22 protein-coding genes are annotated in these 26,704 nt (G+C 39.6%); 1 reads left to right on the top strand and 21 read right to left on the bottom strand.

Going from position 1 to position 26,704, the window contains the following annotated elements:
• Positions 1 to 230: 230 nt before the first annotated feature.
• From Q8S11_RS05340 to truA, 18 genes are all read right to left on the bottom strand, one after another.
• Complete coding sequence (locus Q8S11_RS05340) at positions 231 to 491, bottom strand: HTH domain-containing protein (RefSeq protein WP_305661042.1); 261 nt, start codon at positions 489 to 491, stop codon at positions 231 to 233.
• Positions 488 to 2,662 carry a peptidase domain-containing ABC transporter gene (locus tag Q8S11_RS05335; protein ID WP_305661041.1) on the bottom strand — a complete coding sequence of 725 codons (2,175 nt, stop codon included), beginning with the start codon at positions 2,660 to 2,662 and terminating at the stop codon, positions 488 to 490. Before Q8S11_RS05335 ends, Q8S11_RS05340 begins: the two co-directional genes overlap by 4 nt.
• A complete protein-coding gene (locus tag Q8S11_RS05330; RefSeq protein WP_305661040.1) occupies positions 2,659 to 3,675 on the bottom strand; it encodes an HlyD family secretion protein in 1,017 nt (338 codons plus the stop codon). Before Q8S11_RS05330 ends, Q8S11_RS05335 begins: the two co-directional genes overlap by 4 nt.
• Before the next feature lie 458 nt (positions 3,676 to 4,133).
• Positions 4,134 to 4,457 (bottom strand): hypothetical protein, encoded by a 324-nt coding sequence (locus Q8S11_RS05325; RefSeq protein WP_305661039.1) that lies wholly within the window; start codon positions 4,455 to 4,457, stop codon positions 4,134 to 4,136.
• 25 nt (positions 4,458 to 4,482) lie between these two features.
• Positions 4,483 to 6,570 (bottom strand): hypothetical protein, encoded by a 2,088-nt coding sequence (locus tag Q8S11_RS05320; RefSeq protein WP_305661038.1) that lies wholly within the window; start codon positions 6,568 to 6,570, stop codon positions 4,483 to 4,485.
• A gap of 53 nt (positions 6,571 to 6,623) precedes the next feature.
• Complete coding sequence (locus Q8S11_RS05315; RefSeq protein ID WP_305661037.1) at positions 6,624 to 7,349, bottom strand: SIMPL domain-containing protein; 726 nt, start codon at positions 7,347 to 7,349, stop codon at positions 6,624 to 6,626.
• Positions 7,350 to 7,557: 208 nt separating this feature from the next.
• Positions 7,558 to 8,301, bottom strand: a complete 744-nt coding sequence (gene fabG, locus Q8S11_RS05310) for a 3-oxoacyl-[acyl-carrier-protein] reductase (protein WP_305661036.1) — start codon at positions 8,299 to 8,301, stop codon at positions 7,558 to 7,560.
• Between the two features lie 80 nt (positions 8,302 to 8,381).
• Positions 8,382 to 8,768 (bottom strand): methionine-R-sulfoxide reductase, encoded by a 387-nt coding sequence (locus Q8S11_RS05305; protein WP_305661035.1) that lies wholly within the window; start codon positions 8,766 to 8,768, stop codon positions 8,382 to 8,384.
• Between the two features lie 367 nt (positions 8,769 to 9,135).
• Entirely contained in the window at positions 9,136 to 9,576 is a 441-nt protein-coding gene (locus tag Q8S11_RS05300; RefSeq protein WP_305661034.1) for a septal ring lytic transglycosylase RlpA family protein, read from the bottom strand.
• Between the two features lie 282 nt (positions 9,577 to 9,858).
• Positions 9,859 to 11,556: an AMP-binding protein gene (locus tag Q8S11_RS05295; RefSeq protein WP_305661033.1), complete on the bottom strand. Its 1,698-nt coding sequence runs from the start codon at positions 11,554 to 11,556 to the stop codon at positions 9,859 to 9,861.
• 18 nt (positions 11,557 to 11,574) lie between these two features.
• A complete protein-coding gene (locus Q8S11_RS05290; RefSeq protein ID WP_305661032.1) occupies positions 11,575 to 11,718 on the bottom strand; it encodes a hypothetical protein in 144 nt (47 codons plus the stop codon).
• On the bottom strand, positions 11,715 to 12,149 hold the full coding sequence (locus Q8S11_RS05285; RefSeq protein WP_305661031.1) for a UPF0158 family protein: 435 nt from the start codon (positions 12,147 to 12,149) through the stop codon (positions 11,715 to 11,717). The genes Q8S11_RS05290 and Q8S11_RS05285 overlap by 4 nt, the downstream gene beginning before the upstream one ends.
• A 186-nt stretch (positions 12,150 to 12,335) precedes the next feature.
• Positions 12,336 to 13,763: an ATP-binding protein gene (locus Q8S11_RS05280; protein ID WP_305661030.1), complete on the bottom strand. Its 1,428-nt coding sequence runs from the start codon at positions 13,761 to 13,763 to the stop codon at positions 12,336 to 12,338.
• A 292-nt stretch (positions 13,764 to 14,055) separates the two neighbouring features.
• Entirely contained in the window at positions 14,056 to 14,853 is a 798-nt protein-coding gene (locus tag Q8S11_RS05275) for a restriction endonuclease (protein WP_305661029.1), read from the bottom strand.
• A gap of 288 nt (positions 14,854 to 15,141) precedes the next feature.
• Positions 15,142 to 16,020 (bottom strand): succinate--CoA ligase subunit alpha, encoded by an 879-nt coding sequence (gene sucD, locus Q8S11_RS05270; protein WP_305661028.1) that lies wholly within the window; start codon positions 16,018 to 16,020, stop codon positions 15,142 to 15,144.
• Between the two features lie 532 nt (positions 16,021 to 16,552).
• Positions 16,553 to 17,836 carry a C4-dicarboxylate transporter DctA gene (gene dctA / locus Q8S11_RS05265; RefSeq protein ID WP_305661027.1) on the bottom strand — a complete coding sequence of 428 codons (1,284 nt, stop codon included), beginning with the start codon at positions 17,834 to 17,836 and terminating at the stop codon, positions 16,553 to 16,555.
• A gap of 63 nt (positions 17,837 to 17,899) precedes the next feature.
• A complete protein-coding gene (locus Q8S11_RS05260; protein ID WP_305661026.1) occupies positions 17,900 to 19,666 on the bottom strand; it encodes an ABC transporter ATP-binding protein in 1,767 nt (588 codons plus the stop codon).
• Positions 19,667 to 19,705: 39 nt separating this feature from the next.
• The gene (gene truA / locus Q8S11_RS05255) at positions 19,706 to 20,470 is read right to left on the bottom strand and encodes a tRNA pseudouridine(38-40) synthase TruA (protein WP_305661025.1); all 765 of its coding nucleotides are present in this window, start codon (positions 20,468 to 20,470) and stop codon (positions 19,706 to 19,708) included.
• 112 nt (positions 20,471 to 20,582) lie between these two features.
• Here truA and Q8S11_RS05250 point away from each other — a divergent pair, with 112 nt between their 5' ends.
• Positions 20,583 to 21,050: a DUF4293 domain-containing protein gene (locus tag Q8S11_RS05250; RefSeq protein ID WP_305661024.1), complete on the top strand. Its 468-nt coding sequence runs from the start codon at positions 20,583 to 20,585 to the stop codon at positions 21,048 to 21,050.
• A 575-nt stretch (positions 21,051 to 21,625) separates the two neighbouring features.
• Here the strand turns inward: Q8S11_RS05250 and Q8S11_RS05245 are convergent.
• From Q8S11_RS05245 to Q8S11_RS05235, 3 genes are all read right to left on the bottom strand, one after another.
• On the bottom strand, positions 21,626 to 22,399 hold the full coding sequence (locus Q8S11_RS05245; protein ID WP_305661023.1) for a 3-hydroxybutyrate dehydrogenase: 774 nt from the start codon (positions 22,397 to 22,399) through the stop codon (positions 21,626 to 21,628).
• Between the two features lie 26 nt (positions 22,400 to 22,425).
• Positions 22,426 to 25,260, bottom strand: coding sequence for an FAD-binding and (Fe-S)-binding domain-containing protein (locus Q8S11_RS05240; protein WP_305661022.1), 2,835 nt, complete (start codon positions 25,258 to 25,260; stop codon positions 22,426 to 22,428).
• Between the two features lie 69 nt (positions 25,261 to 25,329).
• Positions 25,330 to 26,634: an aspartate aminotransferase family protein gene (locus tag Q8S11_RS05235; RefSeq protein ID WP_305661021.1), complete on the bottom strand. Its 1,305-nt coding sequence runs from the start codon at positions 26,632 to 26,634 to the stop codon at positions 25,330 to 25,332.
• Positions 26,635 to 26,704 lie beyond the last annotated feature (70 nt).

Below are 26,704 nucleotides of genomic sequence, written 5' to 3'. Positions count from 1 at the left end.
TAGGCCAAGCCAAAGCATTAACTTTAATAGCATCAGGTGCAGCGGCGGCATTTTGCTACTTTTCTGCTGCAGGAAAAGTAGAGAGAAAATTATGAGATTTGATTTTTAATCTTACGATTTCAATTTCCCCGGACACTAGTGTTCAATAATCGTCAATTGGGAATGATCAACAATCCTGACTTTTAAATCTTCATGTATAAAATTCAAAGGATCATTAAACACTTATTTAGCTATTCAGGCAATTCTTCCTCTGCGATCATTTTAAAATCAATAGATATCTTCATCTGAAAACTTCTGCTATAATAATATGTGCCCAACTGACGGGAATATTCTATGGGTGCATCCCGCAGTTTCAGTTCATCCATTAATTTATAGACCATCGAAGTTGATAAATTCAGTCGCTGAGCCAACTGACTTGGGGTACCTGTACGCCGATGCTTGATCAGTTCATGAAGTCGGTTAATACGCTCAATTTGTTCCAGCAGCTTCATTTGGCAATAATTAAATTTTGAAATTCTATGGGCATTTGCTGAGACCATAACTGATAATACTCTCCCTGGTAAGCTATCAAGTCAGTATGTTTTCCCTCCTCAGCAACTTTACCATCCTTTAAAACAATGATCTTTCCGGCCTTTTGAATGCTGCTAAGGCGATGGGAAATCACAATTACAGTCTTCTTTTCAGAAAGCAAAAACTCTATGGCTTCCTGAACATATTTTTCAGATACCGGATCCAGAGAAGAGCTCGCCTCATCCATAATAAGGATTTCAGGATCCCGATAAAGGGCGCGTGCAATCGCAATTCTTTGTTTTTGTCCACCCGAAAGGCTTGCTCCATTTTCTCCAATTTGAGTTTGAAATCCATTGGGCAAGTCATCAATAAATTGAGTAATTCCAAGCATAGTACAAATACCTATAATTTTTTTTATATCCGGCTCATCATCTCCGATGGAAATATTAGTGCTAATATCAGTCGCAAAAAGATCTATCTTTTGTGGTACTACACTGATGATCTTGCGCAGCGAACTATTGCTAACATGTTTTATTTCATAATCACCAATAAATACATGACCACTACGAACCGGATATATGTTTTGCAGGATAGACATCAGGGTAGATTTTCCTGATCCGCTCTCACCGACTATTCCTGTCATTTTCTGATATGGTATCTCCAAATTTAATTTATCAAAAACCATGATCCGAGTACCATACCGAAAGGAAACATCAGCGAATCTGATATTTCCGAGGCTTGATCTTTCGAGTTCAAATTTATGATCCTCATTCTCCTGCTCCATATCCATAATTTCAAACAAACGATCAGACGCAATTATCGCATCCTGAACAGTTTTATTCATTCCAACAAAGGATGAAACAGGCCCGGTAAAATAGCCGATCAGGGTATAAAATGAGAGTAATTCACCCGGACTGATTTGCTTATCTAATACAAATCCGGCACCGACCCATAGCAATAGAATGGTAAATGAATGGGAAACCAATTCAGTAGAATATCCTGAAAAAACAGCATTCAAACCTGATTTATAAACCGTAGCCAGGAGTTTCATGAACCGTACTTCAGTTTTCTGATTCGCATAATCCTCCAGACCGAAACGCTTGATTGTCTCAACCGCATTCAAGCTCTCTACAAGTTGCGATTCCAGCTCAGCCGAATTCTCCATCAGCTTACGCTGAACCTTCTTATTGAGCCTGTTGGTAATCAGAAAAATGGCAGAATAAAGTGGGATGAGGATCAAAAGAAAGAGTGCAAGCTTCCAGTAATAGGTAAACATCATCGCTAAAGCAAATGCCAGCATAAAAAGGTTCACCAAAAGGTTGATAGAAACATCATTTATAAATAAACGAATCTTAACAGCATCCCCAATTCTTGAAGTAATTTCACCTACCCGCATGGTGTCGAAAAATCGCTGAGGTAATTTTAGAAGGTGCTTATAATAGCCAAGAATTAATCTGGCATCAATCATCTGTCCGGTTCTTAAAATAAAAATGCTTTTCAGGGTTCCTATAAATACCTGAAGCAAGAGAATGATGAACATACCCACACTCATGAGGTTGAGCAAATTCCTGTTTCCGTCGACCAGTACAAAATCTACAATCTTCTGTACAAATATTGCCATCGAAAGTCCTAGCAAGGTGTAAACAACTGCACCAAACAATACCTGAACAAGAATGGTACTATGAGGTAGTAATAGTGTACGGAATCGGCTGGAAAAGCTTAATTTTTGATTACCAGTAACAAAACTACTGTTTGGCACCATCAAAATAAGTACGCCTGTCCACTCTTCCCTGAAATCACTTAGCTTTTTTGAAAGCAATTTCCCGACTGAAGGATCCATGAAACTGATCTTATGCTTATTTATCTTATAAATAACCACAAAATGCTGTAGCTGACCATTGACAATGACATGGGCGATAACCGGAAGAGGAATTTTGAAAAGACTTTCAACTGTTCCTTTAACTCCCTTTGCCTCAAATCCGAGTCGAGTGGCAGCTTCAAGCATACCGGCAATATTTGTTCCCTTTTTATCTGTTCCGGCATGCTGCCGGATTCTCGCGACCGGAACATCAAGATTGTAAAACCTCGCAACTGAAGCAAGGCAGGCAGCCCCACAATCAGACAGATCACGTTGTTTTACATTGATATTCATGATTCAGGAGTTCTAACTCTTAGATTCGGGTTTAGCCAGTCATCAAGCTTATCAAAAAGTAAGTCAAACAAAGTGCGCTCGGCAACCATAAAGCGGGCAGTAATGCCCATTCCCTTTCTGAGGTATCCTTTGTACCCATTCTTAAGTTTCAAATGATCCCTGTCCAGCATACAACGTACCTTGAAAACCGTAGCTCCCTGATCCGAATAAATGATATCATCTGAAATGTCAGTCACTCTGCCCGATATCAAACCCCATTGATTGTAATTGTAAGCATCAACCTGAAAGTTTACCGACTGTCCTTTTCTGACCAGGCCGATATCGGATGATTTCACGTAACAAAGTGCAATCAATTGATCATCAGGTGAAATTTCAGCAATCTTTTGGTTAGCGAAGACATAAGAACCAGCCTGTATGCCTGCCAGGTTTTGAATTGAACCCCTGACAGTTGCCCGGAGTGTAAACAGTTTATTCTCCTCTTCTAGTTCTGCTTCGCGGGAAAGTAAATCACTCAGTTCCCTTCGGTAGCCTCCTGCTTCCATTTCCCATTGCGATCTCCATCGGTTTATAAGCAGGTTCTGCTCAGAAACAGCCTTATCAAATTCAAACCTTAGTTTTTCACTTTCTAATAAAGTTATTGCCCCATTTTCATACAAGATATTATACCTGTTAAAAATTCGTTCGGCCTGTTCTCTGCTCAGGAGACGGTCTTTGAACTCCTGACAGAACTGTAACCAGGAAGCTCTGTACTGCTCAGTTAAGAATACAGGCTGGGCCGAAGTCTTTTCCAAATGCTTGGTCTGGCTGATTATAAGTATTACATCCTCCAGGAGCTGTTTGAGTAGTTTTGACCGACTGCTTAAAATTTTCCTTTGTTGTAGGGGTAAAGAAGAATCAATAAGCAGTACTGTATCCCCCTTGGATATACTTTGGTTATCCTTCATCCTAACCTCAACAATCCTTCCACTAGCCGATGCAACAAGCTCTGTCCGCTCTCGGGACGACTTTATCACACCTCCACTATTAATACTGATTTGAATAGGTATAAAAGGCAATAAACTCAATATTATGATTGTCGCAGATAGAACGATAGTATATATAATCGAGGTACCGACGCAGTAATGGCACCTATTTCCAATGTGAATTAGGGCTGCATGATGATCATTCCAGGCTGATACTGACATTTAAGGAAATATTAAATTTAAGATCCCCGGTAATCAGGAAGAACTATTATTTTTGCAAATGCAGAGGGGATCAGCAGGATCTAAAGATTGCTCACAATTACCCTTATTCTTACTTCCATTACCGACATAAATGTACTCCAGAAGATTTTTAGCAAGAATTTAATGCAAATTTTATTAGTATGCGGTATATCCTGAGAGGTTAACGGCAATACTGTTTCGGTCAATTATTAGAATGGTCACTGCAAGGTGAAATTTCCGGAAATTATAGGTAGTCAGATACCTGCTAACTAGTCGATCTGTTCAAGTTGATCGAGAAGATCGTCAAGGCCATCATCATTTTTGATAGTTAAATTCCTTACCTGATTATAGAAAGAATCAAGACCATCAATATCGGGCGAATACCCGCCAAACTCTAATAGCCCTATTTTTGTGTTTAAATTATTAAAGAGTTCAAAGGAAATCGTACCTGCACTTTTTCCAATATAAATCTTAAAGTCACTGATTGATGTATAAAATGTATTACCATCAGCTTCCTCATTCCAATTCAGTTTTCCATCTTTAGTCAGTTTTCTGACCTTATTGTAAACAGACAAAGTTTTTTTTACTTCCATGAGATGAATATTAAAAACAATCAGATTATATTTCGCCGTTTCGTTTTCTTGAGAGCCATTCAAGGCTCAATAGCGCGAGTACCATAAAAAATAAAAATTTCAGATCTATAAGCTCACTATACCTGGGGTTATCGTAATATACGGCTTTCACCTGTTCATTTGCTCTGATCAGTTCAGGTATTTCTTCAAGCCGTTCGGGAGAAAGCATCTGACCACCATTCTGCTTTGAGATAGTGTATAATAATTGATGATTCGCTACACTCTGCTTATATTCAGCCTCTTGCCTGCCTATTATAAATTGTCCTTCTGCCTGATGTTTCACGTTCCCAAGCGCTGTTGTGGCAGTATAATTATATTCCCCTGCTGTTAATTCTCCGGCATCAAGCTGATATGAGTTTAAAGAACGTGAAAAGACGAACGAATAGCTTTTACCTTGTTTATTCTTCATTACTATATTAACATCCGAAGTATTTACCAGTTCATAGGCATCATTATATAACTCTGCATTCAAAATGACATGTTCATGCTCATCAAAAGTATTTTTTGAAGGGTAGACCCTGAATTTTCGCTTATCATCTGCGCTAACCAGGTATTGTACAGTTTTTGTAATTAATTCATCAACAGCCTCATGACTTGCATTTTCCTGAAAATCTTCCAGCCTCCAGCGCCAGATTCCCTCACCGGCAAGCACAGCAACCCTGCCTTGAATATCTTCACCAAACAATAATAAAGGCTTTTCGGTCGGCAATTTTCCAATTTGCTGCTTTATCAGCAAACTGGAAGGTCCTTTCAAGGCATAATTCCCGAAAGGTGATAGCAAGGGGCCGAAATTACTGATTTTTGACCTGCTGCCTTCACTAAGAGCAAATGCATAAAAATCTTTATTAAGGGTTGCGGTTGCTTCTTGCAGCATACCGTTTGAAGTAATAGCAATTACATTCTGTGATGATGAAAAAACAGGAATATTGCTCTGTGCACCCAAAACATAGAATTTCGGCTTGGCGTCTGCCAACTTGAGTACATCCCTGGCATTATTACTTATTGAAGGTAATTGATGCAAAATCAGCAAACCTGCTTCTTCAATTTCTGCAAGGTTAGCCTCCTGTCCCATTCGAACCTTTACTGAATAGTTTTTATTGATCTCAATGGATTGCCGGATTGCGCTGATATCAGGGTGGGGGGCATTTGCAATAATCAGGACATTCTTTCTCCCGTCTATTACCTCAACAAAGATGGTTTGAGTATTATTGATAAGGGATAATTCGTTGGAAAGAGCTGCAAGCCGGATGGTATAAGATTGAATCCCTTTTCTTTCAGCAGGCAAATTCAGTAAAACTGTTTGTCTGAATTCATTGGAATTTATCAATACCGGTTTTGATATGAGAATACTTGATTCTGAACTAACTGTCAGTAAAGAAGCACTCCCTTGCGATTGATATGCTTCTATACTTACCCCGATCTGAAACTCATTATTCAGATAAACAATATTGTTGTAATTCACATTTGAAATCAGAAGATCACGCCTGGCAATAGTATCCCCAAGGGCAATGGTATAAATCGGTGCCTTGATGTTCTTAATTTCATATTGTGGGTTTGGACCTCTGTTATAGATCCCGTCTGTGCCTATAATTACAGCACCAATATTCCGATTAGTGAATTGATCATCTATCAGTTTAAAAACAGATGAAATATCCGTCAGGGAGCCATCATACTTTAAGTTAAGTCCGCTATCAATTTCTTCGGCAAAATTAAACGTACGAAGCTCATAATCTGCTGAGAGATTTTTCTCGAGTCTTTTAAGCTGATCATTATAATTTTGCCAATTGAAATCCTTGGTTTTTGAGAGAAGGATTGAAGCTGAATTATCCTGTGCAAGAATGATCAGTGGTTTCTCAACTGTTCGATTAATTGTTTTAACAAGAGGAGAAAAAAGTAAAAATGCGATTAAAGCAATGGAAATGGTCCGGAGGGTGAAAAGAAAATATCTTAAGGTTATATTAAGATGCCCGGATGGTTTATATAAAAGAAAGGCGTAGGAAATACCTAATCCCAAACAGGCCAGGAGCCACAAATAGCTTACTGAAGTAAATTGAATTTGAAATAATAGCGGCATAGCTAATACAAATATGCCTTTTTAAATTTAAGCTTTCAATCTTTCAGCAGATATTAATCGATCTCGAAATTGGCATTGACCACAGCAATTATCTCCTTTCTAATAGAACTGACATCATTCACACCATAATCCGAAATCAGGTTTGAATTTTCAGGAGTGATTTGCAGCACCCCCATTCTTGCACTTTTAAGGGCTCCTAATTCGCGTCCGGTAGCTTCTGCTATACGTTCTCCCCGAATCATGGCATCCTTTGCGGCAGCTGCCTGTATTTCAATTTTTATATCACCGATTTTGGTATAATAATACTCCGGCTGGTTGACCTGAAAGTTAACCCCCCGTTCAACAAGTGAACTGACCTCAATAGACATGGCTTTAATCAATTGCACATCAGAAGTTGAAATATCTATCATTTGGGAAGCACTATATGACCTGATTCCTGTATTCTGTCCTTGCTGATTAAAAGAATGATTAGGGTAAGAGGTAATCGTTTGAACATTTACCTTATCACCGGCAAAACCTTTAGACTTGAAATATTCCATCAATATCGGTTTTTGAGCCTGAAGTAAACGATATGCTTCTACAGCCGTTGCAGCTTCAACATTCAGTGTCCCGCGTAAAACCCCCAGATCAGAAACAATAACCTGTTTGGCAGAGCCTGTTACAGTAATCGTTTGGTTCTCGCTTTTGATCTTTCGCCATGTACCAGAAAAAATAAAGGTTGAGACAATCAAAGAGAATCCTAAAATGGCAAATGGAATAATGAAACGATTGTTTATCATGAGCTTAATTTACGCAATTAATTATAAACAATACAGACAAATTCTGTACCAGCTTTAAGCTGAAAGCATAAAGGAAAAAGTAAGATGAAGCGTCTAAGCCCGACAACTATCGGTCCTCAGACCTCATACCTCCTATTTCAGACCCCACACCTCATACCGCATACCACCGACTTTCATTCTCAATTCTCAACTATCAACTATCAATTGCCTAAAGCATCCCCCCATCAACCGGTATCACCTGTCCAGTAATATATGAACTCATATCTGAACCCAGGAATACGCATAGATTGGCGACATCTTCCGTTTCACCTGCCCGCTTTAAAGGAATAGCCTGTGCCCAACCCTCCACTACTTTTGGATCGAGTACTTCGGTCATTTCGGTTCTGATAAAACCCGGAGCGACTACATTCGAACGGATATTTCTTGAACCAAGTTCTTTGGCAACTGATTTCGAAAATCCAATGATCCCGGCCTTGGATGCCGCATAATTGGCCTGCCCGGCATTTCCCTGCACTCCAACAACCGAGCTCATATTGATGAAAACACCCTTTCGGCTCTTCATCATAATTTTTGATGCTGCCTTGGTTACATTGAAGATAGATTTAAGGTTTACATTTAAAACTTCATCCCAGTTCTCTTCTGTCATACGCATTAATAAACCATCCTTGGTTATACCTGCATTGTTTACCACAACATCCAGACCACCAAAATCAGCAACAATATCGTTGATCAATTTCTCAGCCTGATCAAATTTTGATGCATCAGAACGATATCCTTTAACCTTTGTTCCAAAGCTTTGCAATTCCTGTTCCAAGGCCTCGCCTTTCTCAACAGATGATAGGTAGGTGAAAGCAACATCAGCACCATGCTCGGCGAATTTTTCAGCGATCTTACGGCCTATTCCTTTTGAGGCACCGGTAATTAAGGCAATTTTTCCTTCAAGTAATTTCATAATGGAGTTTAAACTGTGAAATTAGGAATTTCTTAAAAATAAATACAATTTCAACAAAAGGAGTTTAGCATTTCTGATACTCAGGAAATACCTAAGGCCGACAGATCTTCTGCAGATACAAATTTCATTGAAAGTGAGTTTACACAATGACGGGTGTTTTTTGGTGTTAATTTTTCACCTTTAAAAACATGCCCTAAATGTCCACCGCAATTCTGGCAAATGATCTCTTCGCGGTGCCCGTCTTTATCCAATATTTTTTTAACCGCACCTTCAATTTCATCATCAAAACTTGGCCATCCACAATGAGAATCAAATTTATCTTCAGAACGGTACAACAGAGAATTACATTGCCTGCAGCAGTAAACTCCCGACTTCTGATTTTCGAGATATTCTCCTGAATAAGGCCTCTCAGTGCCTTTATGAAGGATGATGTATTCTTCTTCGGGTGTTAATTTATTGTATTCCATTTAATACAAATATAAAGAGGCCTCATGAAAGAATCAAACTGCGTGGAGATATGACATGGAGTATACAATTTAAACTAGTTAATGCCAAATCATTATTGTTCAGTTAAAGCATTTGTTCTTCGACCCCAAAGGGTTCGGATGTTTATAGACTATAAACATTTGACCCCTTCAGGGTCACTAGAAAGATTCCAACCTGGATTACAATCAATAGGGTTTAAAACACTCTAAATCTTGTCATTACATTTCGTATCGGGCTTTTCGGTCTTTGAAGATGGGGCTTTCTTTTGAAAATTGGTCAAAACATTCAATGAAATACATAAAAACTTATTTTATTCAGAACTTAATTCTAATCGTATACAAGTTAGAACTAAATACTCTTGTTCTTAGGTATTTGATAACAGATCTCAACTTTTGCGACGCCCTTACCATAAAACCCAAGTTCTTTGGCAGCGGCCTGGGAAACATCAATGATAAAGGTTTTGGTATGAGGACCACGATCATTTACCCTAACTTCTACTGAACGCCCATTTTCCAGATTAGTTACTGTCACAAAGGTTCCGAATGGTAATTTAAGATGGGCAGCTGTCATTTTCCTGTTATTGAATATTTCGCCGTTTGCAGTCCGCCTGCCGTGAAATTTGCTGGCATAATAGGTGGCACGCCCAATGATATTACGCACTTTATGAGGGGGAATACTATCTGCATAAATGCTATCTTTCTCTATACTGTACTTCGTTATATCTGTCTGCTGAGCAAAAACTGAGGGAACTAAAATAAAGCTGAAGAGTATAAAAATTAGTGTTTTCACCTGCTTCAATTATTGGTTAATTACTGCAAAGGTCGCCATTTTGAGCCGAATGAGCAAACTCAGTTGCTTATCCCCACTCAAAATTGGCAATAAAACACAGCTTTTTAAATATTCTTTGGTTCCCATCTGTAGAAAATGTACTACACAATATTCATGCCTGATGAAGTAGTTATGAATAAAATCTATTTGATCCGGGACTGGACAGATATCTGGCTGAATTGTATTGAGTAGAAAATAAAGCCCTCAAACAAGCGGTCAGGCGCGATATTACACATGCAAGTGCTAATATTTTTTGTGGAAATGCTCATGTTCCTTAATCGTTGGATTCAGACGATGCTTTGCTTCGTTCACCCTCAGTTCTATCCTTCTGATTTTACCACTAATGGTTTTCGGCAAGGAATCAGGAAATTCTATTATTCTTGGCACCTTATAATTTGCTAATCGTTTTTCAGCAAATGAAAATATGTGATCTGCCAGGCTCCTACCTGGACTGACTCCTTCTCTCAGCATAATGAATGCCTTGACCACATACCCTCTTATTGGGTGAGGACTTGCTATTATAGCTGCCTCTACAATATCTTCATGTTCTATCAGGGCGCTTTCTACTTCAAAAGGGCCAATTCTATATCCGGATGCTTTGATTATATCATCATTTCTACCCACAAACCAAACATAGCCCTCTTCATCTTTATATGCTTTATCGCCAGTGTAGTACAAATTATGCCTGAATACCAATGAAGTTCTTTCCTGATCATTCAGGTATTCTATGAACAGTCCATTATTTTTCATGGTGTTTAAGCGCACACAAATTACACCCTCCTCCAGGGGTGGGACTTCATTACCCTCATCATCAAAAATTCCGATATCATATAGAAAAGTAGGCTTGCCCATTGAACCGGGTTTCAGGTCCTTTCCCGGCAAATTGCAAATCATGGCAGTGGTCTCCGTTTGTCCATAACCATCACGAATGGCAACGCCCGTAGCTTTTTCCCATTTATCGATCACATCGGGGTTCAATGGCTCGCCGGCGGCACAGCAAGACCTTAGGCTTAAATTATATTTACTGATATCTTCCTGAATCAACATTCGTATTACTGTAGGCGATCCGCAAAAAGTTGTAATCTTAAATTCTTCCATTGCCTTTAATTGTTCTTTAGCAATGAAACTGTCTGTTTGATTGGCAAATATCGTTGTACCGCAATTCCAGGGAGCAAAAAAGCTGGACCATGCAAATTTTGCCCAGCCTGGTGAAGAAATATTATAATGGATGTCCCCTCTTTTACATCCCAGCCAGGAAGAAGTAGTTAAATGTCCAAAAGGATAAGTAAAATGTGTATGAACAACAATTTTTGGTAAACCCGTTGTTCCGGAGGTAAAGAAATACAAAAAAGGATCATCAGATTTAGTTCTTACCGGACTGGCATCTGTTTCTTCCTCATGAATATCTTCAAAACTATTCCAATCCTCTTTTTGACCTCCCACAATGATCTTGAGTCCTATTTTTGCTCCAAGCTTTTTTTCGGCTTCATCAATCAGGTCTGCATGGCCAATGTGCGCGATAATAATTTGAGGTAAAAGGGTATTAAACCGATACAACAGATCGTGAACTGTCAGATTTGTGGCGGTTGGCATGATGATAAATCCACCTTTAATTGTTGCTAATAAACTGATCCAATTTTCAGGGATCAATGGCAAAACCGAGTAAATTATGTTACCCTGTTGTCCACCTTGTTTTCTGATATAATTAACTAATTGATTTGATAATTGATAGATAGCTTCAAATGAAAAAACTTCATTTGAGTTTTTATATTTCCATATCAAGGCATCAGAATTTCCATGCTCTAAAACATTCATCGGATAGAAAATGTCTTCTACCCAATTGAAGAAATCCGGTTTATCGAGTTGTAAGGATGAAAGCGAACTCAACTCTCCTTTTTCGATGTTTTTGATTACTTCTGAGTGGAAATTGAGGATATTCATTTTGGGTTTTTAGTGAAGCTAACGTTTTGCGGCTACCCGAAGGGTGGGACTTTCAGTATGAATGTTCATTCGGAGGACAAAACTTTCTGTTTTCAATTGTCTTTGCAACAACAATGCCGGCCTTTTTGGGTAGGTGCTGTTAGATGCTGCCGTTCTTTTCATTCGTCAATTGATTTTATTCGGTTTAACTGTCTTGATACAAAGTCCTGTTGCCACTTATTTTTGAAGTCAAACCACAGTTGTCTAAAGTTGCCTGAGTTGTCAATTACGAACTTAAATTCTCTAAATGGCTTTTTCTTGCTTAATGCGTCTAAGAGTCGGCTTTGCAGGTTATTGTCTGTTAACTGGTCAGTAAATTCACTCATGATTTCAAATGCTTCGCTCGAAGTCCATTTGTCTATTTCGTAGTAGTCCGTAAAGTTGTTTTCTAATTGTTCAAATTCTTCAGCCCACGCTTCTGTGTCAATGTCTGAAAAGTTGTTGTCGTCTGGAACGAAAATTATTTGTCTTGTTTTAATGTGAATAAAAGCACGAAAACCACAGTCAAGTCGCTCTGCAATTTCTTTAATGTTGCCTGTTATCGTGTTGTTCATTTTTATATGTTACCTATCAAATTTAGTGGTTTTTTGGTTCAGGTCAAGTTGATTTCTTATTTCAGGTTCAGGTCTAACTCCGGAAATATAATTAGTTAGAAAGCAGTTAGTTTCAAATAGTTGTGACCGCTATATCTTGAAGCCGCAGATAGCTGGTGTTTTTGCTCCTTGTCTATTGGATTATTATCATTTTTGGCTTTCTAGCGTATTTTTTCCAACATTGTAAGCGTAAACTGCTGCTGGTAGGTATTGAATTTGAATATTATTATATTCCTTTATCCCTGATTTGTCAATTGATGTCACAAGTGCTTGTTTAAGTTTATTCTCTTCACAAAACGATGCAAGGCTTTTCAATTCATTTGGAGCTTCAAAGTACCTGTTACTCCATTTTATTTCTACCGCCCAATCAGGTCTGTTAGTTTTTCTACTTATATTAACCAGATCAACTTCACCATTTTTCCATCTTGCATAATATGGTATAAAAGAGGTTCGTTGCATCCATTGACTAAATATCGCTGTCTCAACAATAGCTCCCATTCCGTCTGATTCCGCTGATAATGGAGCAAACAGTGCACTTCGCAAACTGGGATTAGTTAAAAAGATTTTAAAGAAGTTTTCTCGTTGAAATCGTCCAGCCTTTTGATCAACTCGTTTTACAATATGAACTAAAAATGCAGCTTCTAAATAAGCTAAATATTGTCTTAGAGTCGTTTTTTTAACGCCACTACTCTTGCTTAGTTCATCTATGCTACATTCCTGACCACTATTCCATGCTATTGTAGTAAACAGGGAATTTAGCTCCTGAACATCTTGAATTCCATATAATCCAGGCAAATCTCTAAGTAATACCTTGTCAATTATATCAGCCCTCATAAATCTACTCGGATTACTTTGTATTTCCTGGTTAAATATGACTTCCGGGTAACCGCCAAAGTTTACATAATTAATAAAGTGTTTGTTTAATTCTGTTATGTTAGTTGTGGATGAAAACAGTGAAATATTTCCTTTCCAATTAATAGTATCAGGCTTAATCAATACTCCTAAATTTTTAAGGTGAATAAACTCATGAAAAGTCAATGGCGGAAGCATAAAATCTGTAAATCGACCAGCCCCACTTTCATTACTTTTTAGTTTTAAAGCAGCAGCAGCAGAACCGCTGGCAATAAATTTTGTGTTATGATAAACATCAACTAATGTTTTTAAGTGGACTTCCCAATCTTTTAGATACTGTATTTCGTCAAAAAAGATGTACCAACCATTTGAGCTCATGTCTCCGGTTGCTTTTTTGGCCATTGTGAATAATTCGTCTAATGGAATGTTATTATATATAGGGGTTTCAATTGAAGCATACAAAATTTTTTGTGGCGAGACGCCTTCAGAAATTAATTGTTGAATAGTATGATAAAGCATTACTGTCTTTCCTACACGCCTTGGCCCCATTAAAACAGCTGCTCTATGTACTGTAGTGCTTTTTACCAATGGATAAAACAGATTGAAATATAGTCTGGGATTAAACGATTGATAATAACCATCCAAGCTACCTGTCGCCCACCAGGGATTTTCAAATTGAAGCCTTGCTATAATTTGTTCTTCTGAAAAAGGATTTAATGCCATAACAGGAATAAATATAGCAAATAAGGTTATTAAAAAAACCTTATTTGATTAAAATTTTGAATATAGGATACTTTTCAGTGTTAAAAAAAGACTTAGGTGTGTTGTCCGCTCGTGTGCGCTAGGTCTCGCGGGTGGGAGGAGAGGGTACACTAGCTGCAACGGTTTGCGGCTACCCGAAGGTGGCGATTTCGAAGCACTTCACTGTCAACCATGCACAAACTTTGATAGAAGCACAAAGCTTGATTTAACCACTGAACCGCCACTTTTGGGTAGGTGCTGTTTTCGGCTTTTATTATTCATCATTTGGTTTTTCGAAATGTGTAAACATGTTTTTTATAGGCAACTCATTATCTTCTCTGGGATATAAATCTGGGTTAAAATTCTTATCTTTAATCATTTGCATTTCAGCAGTAAGAATTTTTTCGTCCATGTAATTTAGGTTGAGATTTAGCCAGTTCGTTAATTCCTGAAAGTTATTAGCAGTATGCTCACCTTGCTTTTCAATCATATATGTTTCCAAGTCAATCGGATAATCATTCTTCACAGCTGAATTTATTGCCCAATGAGCCGTTTGGAGCAAATTGTGTCCGGAAAAATTGACTGGAAAATCCCAAATCTCTCCCCTTAGGCCATATTGTTTTCTGATTTTCTTGGAGTGTGACCAATACCTATTTTCTAATAGAATTAGTCGCTTTTGATACGTTTTTAATATTTCATCTTGGATATAATGCTTAGTTTGACTTTTCAAGTCGCTTAGAGTTGTCAATAATATGTTGGAGTCACTTGCTGCTTCAACTGCACCCAATTGAAACCCTTTTTCAGATATTATGAAACCTTTATCTGCTCCTATATCCGACACTATTGTTCGAAGTGCTAAAACATGAAGTTTATTGACTCTATGATTCCATTTTTTCGCTTCAACAACCCAAGTAATGTCTTGTCCTAGAAATTTGGTTTTTACAAAAATATCAATGTCATGAGAAGTTCTTGTGCCTTGAACTGTCACGTTAGTTTGAGCCCTTGCACCTATTGAATTGAAATGGTTGCAAATCGTTTCTTGAAAATGATACCAATCGGGTTGTATACTCACCTTTTTTCTTTCTTAATTGCCGCTAACTTATTTAGCCCGCTACAAAACCACTACAAGTCATCCAATAAGGATGGGTTTAGGTAGTTTAATCGCTTTACTAAATACCCCCATTCTAATCCCAATTCCCTAATCCAAATTAATAATTATACACCAAAGGTTCAATTTAAATTGCGCCAGAAAAAGACAAACATTATCTAAAAGGCATAAAAAAACCGGCCTCTCAGCCGGTATATATTTTACATAGTAGAACAGAGTCTTGGTTCCTGGTTCTTGATTCCTGGCTCTTACCTATCCCAATTTCGCCAATTCCTCAGCCATTGCTGCACCGATCTCTGCGGGAGATTCAACAACGCGGATCCCACATTCTCTCATGATCTTCATTTTTGCAGCTGCAGTATCATCGGCACCGCCTACAATTGCTCCGGCATGACCCATACGGCGTCCCGGAGGAGCTGTTTGTCCGGCGATAAAGCCTACAACCGGTTTGGTGCCATTTTCTTTGATCCAGTAAGCCGCTTCAGCTTCCATTCCACCACCAATTTCACCGATCATCACAATACCTTTAGTCTCGGGATCATTCATTAACAGCATTACTGCTTCCCTGGTTGGTGTACCAATGATCGGATCTCCACCGATACCAATAGCGGTAGTGATTCCTAATCCGGCTTTAACAACCTGATCAACAGCTTCATAGGTTAAGGTTCCTGATTTAGAAACGATACCTACACCACCTTTTTTGAAGATGAAGCCTGGCATGATACCAATCTTAGCTTCATCAGCAGTGATGATACCCGGGCAATTCGGACCGATCAATCGGCAATCCCTATCTGAAATATATTCTTTCACCATAATCATATCCTTTGTAGGGATACCTTCAGTGATACATACAATAACTTTTATACCTGCCTCAGCAGCTTCCATGATTGCATCAGCAGCAAAAGCCGGTGGCACAAAAATAATTGACACATCGGCGCCTGTTTTATCAACGGCATCCTTAACAGTATTGAAAACCGGGCGATCTAAATGACTTTGTCCTCCTTTTCCCGGAGTTACACCACCTACAACCTGTGTTCCATACTCTATCATCTGGGAAGCATGATATGTTCCCTCATTACCTGTAAAGCCCTGAACTATTACTTTTGAATCTTTATTAACCAGTACACTCATTGAATATTTTTTTGTACAGCAAAGCTAAGAGAATCGCTCAGAATGTCAAAAAGTAAAGGAAAAAGATTTAGAGCATGTTTGAAATTCATCTAATATTTTTACAATGCAAATTTTAACAGGATTTTATTGTTTTTTATCACGAGTGTTTTGGAAAAGCTTGAAATAGTATTTCATGAATTTAAGAGGTTCCAGCTTTCGCTGGAATGACAATCTGAAGGGGGGAAAAGGGAGAGTCCGGCCTTCGCCGGAATCTGAGTGTTATCATTAAAGGTGATTTTTGGAGTACTACGATCCTGACGAATTCAGGATCTCCTCAATACTAAAAAAAATCCATTGTCATTCTGGCGAAGGCCAGAACCTTCTGCACCTTAAATAATGAAATTGAGCGAAAGCTGAAACCTCATTTTACCGATTCTATAATTTTGATAAGACAGGAGGCATGCTTTTAAAAACGAGAATATATTCCAATTTTACGAGTGTAGCTAACGGCATTTAGCTAGAAGTTTAATTTTAACCGGACAACAATGGTTATTTATTCATAAGAAGACTTGATCACATCATCGGCAGTTTTGGGATTAATGGCTCTTTTATAAGCCTCCTGATCAAATTCATTTTCACTTTTGGCAATCACTACTGAGGCAACTCCATTTCCGATCAGATTGGTGATAGCCCTGGCCTCAGACATAAAGCGATCAACTCCCAATAAAATGGCAATACTCTCAATAGGTACTACTTTTAAAGCTGTAAGGGTGGATGCCAATACAATAAACCCGCTTCCTGTTACGCCTGCTGCTCCTTTTGAAGTGACCATCAAAACTCCAATTATGGTTATCTGCTGGCCAAGACTCAGGTCAATATTAAAAACCTGTGATAAAAAGATAACTGACATCGAAAGATATATTGATGTCCCATCCAGATTAAATGAATAGCCTGTAGGAACAACAAGTCCGACAACAGATTTTGAACAGCCAAATTTTTCAAGTTTCACAATCATACTTGGAAGCACCGACTCGGAAGATGAGGTACCCACAACAATTACGATCTCCTGCCTGATAAATTTTAATAACTGCCATAAACTGAATTTGTACAGATAGCAGATCAGGTTCAGTACCACAAATATAAACAGTGCCATGGTCATATAAACAGCGATCATCAGCTTTCCAAGCGGATAAAGTGTTGATAATCCGTAAGTTCCGATAGTAAATGCCATACCCCCAAACGCCCCAAACGGAGCCAGCTTCATAATCATTTTCATGATATTGAATATCACCTGCGACAATTTTTCGAATGTGACAATCAGGGAGCTGCCTGTTGATCCCATACGGCTCAGGGCAAAACCAAAAAGCACAGCAAAGAACAAAATCTGAAGAATATCGCCTTTGGCAAATGACTCAAAAATATTTTTGGGAACGATATGCGCGATGAACTCCAGCCAGTTCATTTCGGAAGCAGAATCCTGATAAGTTTGAATCTTTGATGGATCAGCGTTTGTTGCACTTACATCAACACCTTTTCCAGGCTGAAATATATTAGCTACCAGCAATCCTATGATGATTGCCAGAGTAGTAATCAGTTCGAAATAGAGTAGTGCTTTGCCTCCTACCCTTCCCACTTTTTTCATATCCCCCATTTGGGCAATACCAAGTACAATGGTAAAAAATATGATCGGAGCGATCAGCATGCTGATCATATTGATGAAAGTCTGACTGATAAGTTTGGCAGTGGGTGCAAAAGCTGGAAAATTCATACCGACGAGAACGCCGATAACGATTGCCACAAGCACCTGAAATGTAAGATGGGAAACAACTCGCTTCATAAGATCGGGAACATAAACATTATACCGAAGGTAAATTTTTTTTCAGGATCAGAAACCTAAAAATTAAGGTTTTGCAATGCCTTCTGAACTAAATTGAAGCTCATACAACTTCCTGTAATAGCCATTTAATTTTAAAAGTTGCTGATGGGAACCCATTTCCTTGATTTCGCCATGATCCAGAACAATTATCCGGTCGGCATTTTGGATTGTTGAAAGACGATGCGCTATCACAATCGAAGTCCGGCCCTGCATCAGTTTATTGATTGCATGCTGAATCAGCTCCTCCGTTTCGGTATCTACCGAGGCCGTGGCTTCATCCAGTACCAGGATCTGAGGATCATATACCATTGCACGAATAAATGAAATCAGCTGTGCTTGTCCGGCGGATAATGTTGCTCCCCTTTCCATTACATCATAATCGAAGCCTCCCGGAAGCTTCATAATGAATTCATAAGCCCCCACCTCTTTTGCCGCCAGAATGAGCTTTTCCCTGCTAATCTCTTCATTACTCAGATTGATATTATTGGCAATGGAATCTGAGAAAAGAAATACATCCTGCAAAACAGTCGCAATATGTGACCTCAGATAACTTAACTTATAGTCGCGGATATCATTTCCATCAACAAGAATACTACCCTTGTTAATCTCGTAAAAACGATTTAAAATATTAATTATGGAAGATTTACCTGCTCCCGTTGCCCCAACAAGTGCCAGCGTTTCTCCCGGTTTAACATGAAAAGATATATCTTTCAATACCCAGTTCTCATCGTTATACGCAAACCAAACGTTTTTAAATTCAATCTCGCCTGTCAATTTTTCAGGATGCAAGGTGCCTTTGTCTACAGTTTGCTCATCAGTATCAAGAACATTGAAAATCCGCTCAGCACCAACCATACCCATTTGCAGTGTATTGAACTTATCAGCAAGTTCGCGAATCGGCCTGAATAGCATGTTGATATACATGATGAAAGAAACAACCACTCCCGGACTGATCTCATCAGCAAGAATAGATTTCGATCCATACCATACCAGAAGTCCGATAGAAACTGCAGAAATAATCTCAACTACCGGAAAGAAAATGGAATAATACCAGTTAGAACGGATATGGGCATCACGGTGCTTTGAGTTGATCAGCTTGAATTTCTTCATCTCCTGATCTTCCCGGGCAAAATATTGAATGATTCTGATTCCGGTAATATGTTCCTGCAAAAAGGTATTCAGATTAGCCACCTGTGTGCGCACATCCTGAAATGCCGATTTAATCGCTTCCTTAAAAACCAGCGAAGCCATGATCAGTAGAGGCATTGGAATCAATACCACCATGGTCAGTTCCCAGTCGACATAAAGCATCACTGCAATGATGGCAATAACCTGCAGAATATCCCCAACAATTACAATAAGTCCCTCAGAAAATATATCTGCAATGGTTTCGAGGTCTGAAACCGTTCTGGTAATCAACTGACCAAGAGGCGTACGGTCAAAATACTTAAGCCTAAGGCTGCTGATATGATTGAATACTTTAACCCGCAGATCCTTTATAACCGATTGCCCTAAAATATTGGTTAAAAAGGTGTGAAAATATTGAACTACTGTTTGAACTAACAACAAGCCAAGCATCAGGAGGCTCATGTCAATTAAACCCTTGTTATCATTCAAAAGTATATATCTGTCGAGGGTAAATTGAACAAGCCATGGACGAAGAGGAGCAAGAATGGCAAGCAAGACAGTTAAAACTATTGACCAGATAAATATATTACGGTAAGGAGTAACGTACCGGAATATCCTTCTCAACAAGCTGATATCTACTGCATTACCGCTAACCTTAGCCATTTTTATCTTTACTCAAATTTTTTAAAACAAAACCGGTATTTAAAATTCATCCGGAATATAGGGGTACTTCACTTCGGTGAGGAATAAGCCACAAGCCGGAACCGATTCGCCGGCACTTGAGCGATCCTTACTTTCAATAATACCATGAATATCCTCCACATTCATTTCCTTCTTCCCTATTCTAACCAGAGTGCCAACAATTGCCCGAACCATATTGCGAAGAAAGCGATCGGCAGAAATATGAAAAACTATGCCCTTATCTGTTGGAAGCCATTCCGCCCTGCTAATCATACAGTTATTGGTAAATGTTTGGGTATTTGATTTGCTAAAAGAGCTGAAATCACGATATTCCATCATCAATTCAGCAGCCTTATTCATCAACACCATATCAGGTTTATCACGCAAAAGCCAGGATAAATTATGAAGGAATGGGTCTTTCGCAAAATGTATGTGATACTCATACGAACGTAAGCTTGCATCAAAACGGGCATGAGCATCGGGTGCAACTTTGATGAACCTTTTGAGCACAATATCATAGGGAAGCATCGCATTTATACTAAGCAAAAACCTTGGATTTTCTACTTCAATATCAGCAGGGATATCCGCATGTGCAAAAAGCTGCCGGGCGTGTACGCCGGTATCGGTGCGTCCGCATCCAATAGTTTCAATTTCCTGCCTGCAAAGTGTTGACAAAGCCTTATTGATCAATTCCTGCACCGAAAGGGCATTCTGCTGAATCTGCCAGCCATGATAGGCCGTTCCATTGTATGCCAGTTCCAGGAAATATCTCTGTCTTGTGTTCAATCTCTAAAGCTAATATTGAAATGTCAAAGATACTCAACCGCTGCTTCAATACCTTGCCCGATTGAATAATCACAAGTGTAAAATATTTATATTTGTTTCAAATTATCAACCCATGCTACAACGAGTACAAACCATCTGGCTTTTTTTTGCTACCGCTGCTATTTTCAGTCTGTTTTTATTTCCATATCTGCAAGTCATAAATCCTGATGGCACTTCAAGGGCTGTAAAAGTAACCGGCATCTATGAAAGCGTAGCAGGCAATATTGTTCAAACGGAACCTTTCATGGGCTTAACCATAGTAACAGTCATACTTGGATTGATCCCTTTCCTGGCTATTTTTCTTTATAAAAACAGGAAAAAGCAAATGCTGCTCTGTTATATCTGCATCGCCGGTATTCTGGGTTTTAGTTTCTGGATGGTTCAAACCGCAAAACAGGTACTTGGAAATATCACTTTGCAAACAGAAAATTACGGACTTGGTGTCATACTCCCATCATTGAGTGTATTGTTCGTTATTCTGGCGCTCAGGGGCATCAGAAATGATGAGAAACTGATTAAATCGACGGAAAGGTTGAGGTAGTTGCGGGCCTTGCCCGAAATGACAGGGTCGTAGTCCCCTGTAATTGCGGATCAGGATCCGCAATTACAGGGGATAATTCGCGTCTCTGCGTCTTTGCGAGAGCCTTTTTTTGGGACAGACATATCACTCAATAGCCCGGTGCTTTAGCTCCGGGTAAGGATACGGTTTTTAGTGCGGGCTTCAGCCCAAAACCTAAGTGACCAGAACGGTACAAATACTGGTGCTTCAGCGCCAAAATGCCGATAAATATTCCACATCTACCATTCCCTAACCCGAATTTTTATTATGCCAAAACTTTCAACTAGCGTAGTCTATGGGCTGAAGCCCGCCCGGATGAACTCCGTTCGGACTGGCCCGACAACGAGCAATCTCATTAACCCCAGCTAAAGCTGGGGCCTATAGAGAACCATAATGATACATGATTAAATAAAATAATGAGCCTTGGGATAATCGTATCGTTCAATAGCCCGGTGCTTTAGCTCCGGGTAAGGATGCGGTTTTCAGGAGCAAACGTACTGGTATTAATACATGACACAACACGCGTCATACCGGACTTGATCCTGTGCGGGACGGGATTATTGCGCAGTCCATCCCCCATCTACAGGCATCGAAGTACCTGTAATCATTGAAGCGCTTTCAGACGCTAAAAACAAGGCAAGGGCAGCGATCTCTTCAGGACTGACAAAGTTCTTGACCGCATGTTTTTGCAATATATTATTCTGAATTACTTCGCTTTCGGTAATATCCTGCTGCTGAGCCAGATCTTTGATTTGCTTTTCTACCAATGGGGTTTTAACAAAACCCGGGCAAATGGCATTTACTGTAATTCCATAGCCTGAACCTTCCAGTGCCAGTGCTTTGGTCAAACCAACAACACCATGTTTGGATGCTACGTAGGCAGATTTGTTTTCTGATGCCACTAAACCATGGGCAGATGAGATATTAATGATCCTCCCCCATTTTTTGGCTTTCATACCCTTCCAAACAGCCTGAGACGTACAAAACGCAGCGGTAAGATTCACAGCAATGATATCGTTCCATTTATTCAATGGGAAATCTTCAACAGGCGATACGTACTGAATCCCGGCATTATTCACCAGAATATCTATATCCCCCAAGTGGGCAGTTGCCTCATTTACCATTGCTGAGATCTCATCAGAATCAAGCAGGTTTGCTGAGGAGAAAAAAGTGTTGATTCGATTTTGCTTTCCAATCTCAGCAGCAAGCTCAGCACCATCCTTTTCCAAACCATGAAAAACAAGGTTATATCCTGATTTTGCAAATGCGGTAGCAATAGCCAGGCCGATACCGCTGGTACTTCCGGTGATTAAAACATTCTTGACTTTCATATAATCCTCTTATATGGATATCTGAATTATTCCTTTATGCATTCATCCGCAAGGTAAAGAACAGACTCGTAATTCTTACCCACAGCTTCAGACATTGCAATCTCACAGGTCTTACCTGAAGAATAGTAGCCTTCATAAGTACCCTTTTTGACTTCCATTGCCTCTGGAGCAGTAGCCGAAGCAGTGAGTTCGGGATATATAAAACCACGGTCTCCTGCCATTCCGCAGCATCCCAAATGCACCGGAACATCCGCAGTATTACTAAAATGAGATGCCACTGCCACAAACTTCCTCTCAAGTCCCATTTTCTGTAATGAACAAACCGGATGAAGTACCACAGTTCCCTTCTTTTCAACAGGTCCGCAGGCCGGAATCACATAATCATGGAGGTAATCAATACTATCCAAAATGCTCAGACGATCATACTTTTCCTTATTGCTATCATTCAAAACCGGGCGACATTGTTGTAGTGTATGGGAGCAGGATGTTACATCCAGAATTACCGGCAACATACCTTCATTGGTAATTGTCCAAAGTTTTTCAATGGTCTCATTAACCTTATCCGTATAAGCGGGATTATATCCTTTTGAAGAAAAAAGTTGTCCGCAGCAAAGCGATTCAATTCCCTCAGGAATGATGACCTGAATTCCTGATTTGGATGATACGCTTAAGAAGGTATCCGGGATATTCTTTTTACCTATAGCCCCTCCCATTACCCTTGAAATACAGGTTGGGAAATAAACTACAGCCGGTCCATTATTGGTTTCAGAATTAACAAATTTATCATATTTTCCTAAAATAGAACCACTTACAATTAATTGATTGCTCCATAGTGGAAATGGAGGAATGATCTTTTTTATTCCCCTGGTCATAAGGTTCATCGAATTCTTGCCAAAGACCTTATTGATAAATGTACCTGCCTCGAGTGCAAAATTTACAATGTAAGTAACCAAACGGAAATTCCTGGAGACAAAAAGTGCTACCTGATTTGAAAAACCCGAATGGCTTTCCCTTCTTAATCGTTTAACCAGGTCGCCGGTATTTATATCCACCGGACAGCTCGTAGCACACAGGCCATCAACAGCACAGGTATCAAGTCCATCGTATTGAAATTGCTGAACAAGTTCGGCATGCGTACCGTGGTCACCTTTGGCTTTTAATAAGGCAAGCTCACGTCTGACAACTATCCTTTGCCTTGGCGTAAGGGTTACGTTTCGACTCGGACATTTATGCTCGCAATAGCCGCACTCAATACATCTGTCGACTTCCTGTTCCACACTTGGTAAGGATTTCAGATCGTGTAAATGTGCATTTTTATGTTCATTGATAATGACTCCCGGGTTCAGAAGGTTCTGAGGATCTACGACCTGCTTCAGGCTCTTCATGATCTGATAAGCTTCAGCGCCCCATTCAGTTTCGACAAATGGCGACATGTTTCTACCGGTGCCATGTTCAGCCTTCAGGGTACCATCATATTTATCGACCACCAGCTCAACAACTTCCCTTAAAAACTTATCGTAGCGTACAACTTCCTCTGCAGAATTAAAGGATTGTGTTACTACGAAGTGAATATTGCCATCCTTGGCATGGCCAAAAATGATCGCATTTTCATATTCATACTTTTGGAAGAGCACATGCAAATCGAGAATGGCATCGCCCAGTTTAGCTACCGGGAAGGCAATGTCTTCAAGAATTACGGTAGTCCCGCTGGCGCGGACAGCACCAACCGCAGGAAACATTCCTTTACGAAGCTTCCAGTAAAAGGCCTGAATATAGGGATCCTCAGTAAAGCTAATAGGTTCCAGCAGTAAAAATGAACTGGTATGAGGCAGAAGGCTGTCAATTTTAGCCTGTAATTCTTCCTTGCTGTTACTCTGATATTCAACCAATAGTGCTGCAGCCGTTTCTGGTAATGTTCTTAATAACTTAGGGGCACCCTTCAAATCCTCAATCGACCTTAATGATGCCCTATCCATTAATTCAACAGCTTCAGCTCCCGAAACTGTCAATGGGCCAATAGCCTGGCAGGCAGAGTATATTGTTTCAAAGTAGATGAATGCAGTAGACTTAAACGGATAATCGGGCACGGTCTCCATAACCGCCTCTGCGATGAAGCCAAGTGTACCCTCAGCACCAATAAGAAGGTGAGAAAGAATATCGAGAGGGTCAGAGTAATCAATAAACGCATTCAGGGAATATCCGACAGTATTTTTTGTGAGATATTTAGTTCTGATTCTTTGCGAAAGAACAGAATTCTCAGCTATCTGATTTTTTAAATTTAACAGGGTGGAATAGATTTCCGGACATTCTTCCTTAAAGCGAAGGTAGTCTGCCTTGATCTCAGTTGAAAAACTCCTGCCACAAGGCAGAATAAAACGAATGTGTTTTGTGGTATGGTAGGAGTTGAGACTAACTCCGCAGCACATCCCGCTCGAGTTATTCGACAAGATTCCACCAATCATTGCTGAGTCGATGCTGGATGGATCAGGTCCGATTTTTCGCCTGTGCTTTTTAAGGTAGGTATTAACCATCGAACCCGTAATTCCGGGCTGTACCCGTACCAGGCCTCCATTGTCTTCAATAAGTAAATGATTCCAGTACTGGCTCAAATCTACGAGAATACCATCACTTATTGATTGACCGGATAAGCTTGTACCACCTGTCCGAAATGTCATCGGAATTTTGTTTCGGTGAGAAAATTCAAGCAATGAGATAATTTCCTTTTCACTAACAGGCTGCACAACTGCTTTTGGCCTCAGATAGTAAAAACCCGCATCAGATGCATATGCCACCAGGTCGATTAAGCGGCATTTTATTCGTTCTTTTGGCAGAATAGCTTCCAAAAGCTTACCAATATCCATATTTTTCGTTTAGACCTCTAAGTTGAAGAATTTCTAATGGAATACAAATCCCTAAGAAAAGCTATTATTTTAAATAGTACTCAAAACCCGCTGAGATACCTCAATCGCATGATCAATATCAGCCTCAGTATGGGCAGTGCTGATATACCATAAGCCTCTGCCGATTATTCTGATCCGCTCATCATGCATTGCAGAAATGAATTTGCCCAGCTTTGCTTTATCGTAAGTCAGGGTATCGCGATAATCTTTTACTTTCTTAAGATCAGTAAAACCGATATTGAACATCGGGCCCGGACCCTGAACAAGTAAATTTTGATTATTTCCTGTAGCTGCCTCTCTGAGGCCATTGATTAGCTTGTTCCCAAGTCTGAACATTCTCTCGTACGGATTTTCCTGCTCAAGTACCTCAATCGTTGCCAGAGCGGCTGCGATTGTTGGATTACTTGAGTTCATTGTTCCTGCATGAATTACTTTTCCCTCTTCGATTAGCCCCATCCATTCTCTTTTTCCGACAATAGCACTTATCGGGTATCCGCTACCCATTGCTTTCGCGAAAATTGACATGTCCGGAGTAATACCGAAATATTGCTGAGAACCACCAAGGCTCATTCTGAAACCGGTGATTACCTCATCAAAGATAAGTGCAATACCATATTGATCACATAAACTGCGCAAACCGGCATGAAAGCCTTCCTCAGGCATAATACATCCATTATTACACATAATTGGCTCAGTAATTATCGCTGCAATCTCCCCATGGCGCTCTGCAAGAGTTTTCTTCACCAGTTCGATATCATTCCAGGGAAGTATGATGAACTCATCCTTAGAATGCTCTGGTATTCCTGCCGACCAGGGATAAACATTCGGGTTCTCTCTGCTTCCAAGTGCTTCGGAAGATGGAGTAGAGATTCCCCAGGCCACATTATCCAGCCATCCATGATAATGTCCTTCAAAGCGGAGAAATTTTTGCTTCCCTGTTTTGGCTCTGGCAACCCTGAATGCAGTTTGTACTGCTTCAGAACCATCGAGACAAAAACGCATTAATTCTGCAGAAGGAATCAGCTTATTAATTTTTTCAGCAAGTTCAATTTCCTTGATATGCTGACCCGCATAAAGCTGTCCAAGCTCAGAATATTCATTTACCGACTTTAATACATGAGGGTTAGAGTGACCCAGAATCAGTGGACCCTGACTTAAGGTAAAATCCAGATAATCATTCCCATCCACATCAAATAAGTGGCTTCCTTTACCATGGGTATAAAATATCGCATGCGGATGATTGTATTTTCTGAATTCTGAAGAAACGCCCCCGGCAAGTACTTTCTTTGCCCTTCCAAGTAATTCGGCCGATTTGGAATAGTCTAAACTTTTCATGTAGCTTTTAATGTTAATTTACAGAATATGAATACACTGATTCACATTACCTAATAATATATGTTTCTGT

It is taken from the genome of Daejeonella sp. (assembly GCF_030695525.1).
Classification (GTDB): domain Bacteria; phylum Bacteroidota; class Bacteroidia; order Sphingobacteriales; family Sphingobacteriaceae; genus Daejeonella.
The sequence above is the reverse complement of the archived record's forward strand: the minus strand, read 5'-3'. Positions and strand labels throughout refer to the sequence as shown.

Bases quoted from the DNA above. Each gene is read 5' to 3' on its own strand.
- Q8S11_RS05285 (WP_305661031.1), bottom strand. From the start codon at position 12,149: ATGAACAACACGATAACAGGCAACATTAAAGAAATTGCAGAGCGACTT.
- Q8S11_RS05315 (WP_305661037.1), bottom strand. From the start codon at position 7,349: ATGATAAACAATCGTTTCATTATTCCATTTGCCATTTTAGGATTCTCT.
- Q8S11_RS05260 (WP_305661026.1), bottom strand. From the start codon at position 19,666: ATGGCTAAGGTTAGCGGTAATGCAGTAGATATCAGCTTGTTGAGAAGG.
- Q8S11_RS05250 (WP_305661024.1), top strand. From the start codon at position 20,583: ATGCTACAACGAGTACAAACCATCTGGCTTTTTTTTGCTACCGCTGCT.
- Q8S11_RS05290 (WP_305661032.1), bottom strand. From the start codon at position 11,718: ATGAAAAGAACGGCAGCATCTAACAGCACCTACCCAAAAAGGCCGGCA.
- Q8S11_RS05295 (WP_305661033.1), bottom strand. From the start codon at position 11,556: ATGAATATCCTCAATTTCCACTCAGAAGTAATCAAAAACATCGAAAAA.
- Q8S11_RS05235 (WP_305661021.1), bottom strand. From the start codon at position 26,634: ATGAAAAGTTTAGACTATTCCAAATCGGCCGAATTACTTGGAAGGGCA.
- Q8S11_RS05320 (WP_305661038.1), bottom strand. From the start codon at position 6,570: ATGCCGCTATTATTTCAAATTCAATTTACTTCAGTAAGCTATTTGTGG.
- fabG (WP_305661036.1), bottom strand. From the start codon at position 8,301: ATGAAATTACTTGAAGGAAAAATTGCCTTAATTACCGGTGCCTCAAAA.
- Q8S11_RS05280 (WP_305661030.1), bottom strand. From the start codon at position 13,763: ATGGCATTAAATCCTTTTTCAGAAGAACAAATTATAGCAAGGCTTCAA.
- dctA (WP_305661027.1), bottom strand. From the start codon at position 17,836: ATGAAGCGAGTTGTTTCCCATCTTACATTTCAGGTGCTTGTGGCAATC.
- sucD (WP_305661028.1), bottom strand. From the start codon at position 16,020: ATGAGTGTACTGGTTAATAAAGATTCAAAAGTAATAGTTCAGGGCTTT.
- Q8S11_RS05325 (WP_305661039.1), bottom strand. From the start codon at position 4,457: ATGGAAGTAAAAAAAACTTTGTCTGTTTACAATAAGGTCAGAAAACTG.
- Q8S11_RS05340 (WP_305661042.1), bottom strand. From the start codon at position 491: ATGAAGCTGCTGGAACAAATTGAGCGTATTAACCGACTTCATGAACTG.
- Q8S11_RS05245 (WP_305661023.1), bottom strand. From the start codon at position 22,399: ATGAAAGTCAAGAATGTTTTAATCACCGGAAGTACCAGCGGTATCGGC.
- Q8S11_RS05335 (WP_305661041.1), bottom strand. From the start codon at position 2,662: ATGAATATCAATGTAAAACAACGTGATCTGTCTGATTGTGGGGCTGCC.
- Q8S11_RS05305 (WP_305661035.1), bottom strand. From the start codon at position 8,768: ATGGAATACAATAAATTAACACCCGAAGAAGAATACATCATCCTTCAT.
- Q8S11_RS05240 (WP_305661022.1), bottom strand. From the start codon at position 25,260: ATGGATATTGGTAAGCTTTTGGAAGCTATTCTGCCAAAAGAACGAATA.